Source organism: Pararcticibacter amylolyticus, from assembly GCF_003130405.1.
GTDB lineage: Bacteria > Bacteroidota > Bacteroidia > Sphingobacteriales > Sphingobacteriaceae > Arcticibacter > Arcticibacter amylolyticus.
This window is the reverse complement of the sequence record NZ_QEAS01000072.1, coordinates 1-1,380: the sequence shown is the minus strand read 5'-3', so window position 1 is coordinate 1,380 and position 1,380 is coordinate 1. Positions and strand designations below refer to the sequence as shown.

Annotated in this window: 1 protein-coding gene; it reads right to left on the bottom strand. The window is 60.9% G+C overall.

Annotated elements, in window-relative coordinates; all coding sequences use genetic code 11:
• A partial coding sequence (locus DDR33_RS26180; protein ID WP_238387948.1) for a DUF6443 domain-containing protein occupies positions 1-1,380 on the bottom strand: 1,380 nt, incomplete at both ends.

Here is a 1,380-nt window from a genome sequence, read left to right as displayed (position 1 = left end):
GTTCCCCCGCTTGTCGTAGAACTGGACGCTGAGCAGCCAGATATTGCCCAGGCCTGCCCCGACCGTCCGCTTTTGTATGGCCGTCAGGAGGCCCCGGGTGAGCGGGGTGGCGGCGGCTTCGCCTGCCAGTCCCTGCGACTGGTAACTGTAATCGGCCACGCCGTCCTGGTTGAGGTCGTAGTCGTCGTAATAGCTGTAGGCCAGGGGCTCAATGGAACTGGTGGGGAACACCTGGTTGGTATAATAGCCCGAAGCACCCTGCGAGGAGCGCTCTTCGTACCAGGCGCTGCTGTAATTGAGGGTGTTCACGTAGGCCTGCATAGCTGTGCGGCTGGTGCGCGTGTTGTCGGTATAGATCCCCTGGCTGATGGCCCTCCCTTTATTGTCGTATTTGATGTAGTTCCATTGTCCTGCCGCCCTCAGGCGGGCATCCTGCAGCAGCACCGGGCGGTCCAGGGGATCGTACACGACGTATATAACCCCTGCCCCGGGAACGGTCCGTTCAACGGCCCGCCCCTGTTCATCGTAGCCGTAGCGGAACAGCAGGCCGCTGAGGGCCGCCTGCTGAAGGTCCCGGTTGCCGCTGGCGCGCATGGCCGACATGGCTTTGGGCGGGACGGTATACAGCAGGTTCCCTTCTCCATCGTACACATAAGAGGTCTCCGCCCAGTCCTGCTGGCTGCCGTTCACCGTTTCGTTCAGCCATTGCTTTTTTAACACGGTCAGCCCCCGCACATCGCGGTACTCCTGCACTTTGCCGCCCCCGGCATCGGTGGACTCGGTGACCGACAAGGTCCCGGCCGGGTAATCGGCCTCCGGACTACCTCCGGCGCTCCAGCGTTTTACGCCGTCGGCGGCGGTGTTGTAGCGATAGGACAGTGTGCCGGCGTGTACTCCGGGCTGGTAACCGGCACCGGTGCTTCCTTCCTGGAGCAGCCGCTGAAGGGGGCTGTTCTCGAACACCTGCTGGCTGTAGGGGCTGCTGTCGTCGGCGACTTTGTCACTGCTGCCGTTGCTGTAAAAGGACTGCTGGGCACTCAGGGCGTCTGCCCGGTAATGAAAGCTGTTATCGGCTGCATCTGTATAGGGAAGATACCTGCGGGTCTGCCGCCCCAGGGCATCATAGCTGATCACCTGGACCTGGTTCTTCTGCTGGGGGCTGGCCTGCATGCGGACCACCTGGACATCCCGCCCCAGTCCGTCTTTGTACGTCCAGGTGGTTTGTTTCTGCCCGGCCCCCAGGCCGGAGATCTGGTCTTCGGTCGTGACACCTTCCACCAGGATATCCTCTGTCCGGATATAGTCCCCCACCTGGCCATAAGCTCTGTTATATATTGCCGTTATGATCAACAGCACGGCTAAATAAATCTCTTTTTTCAT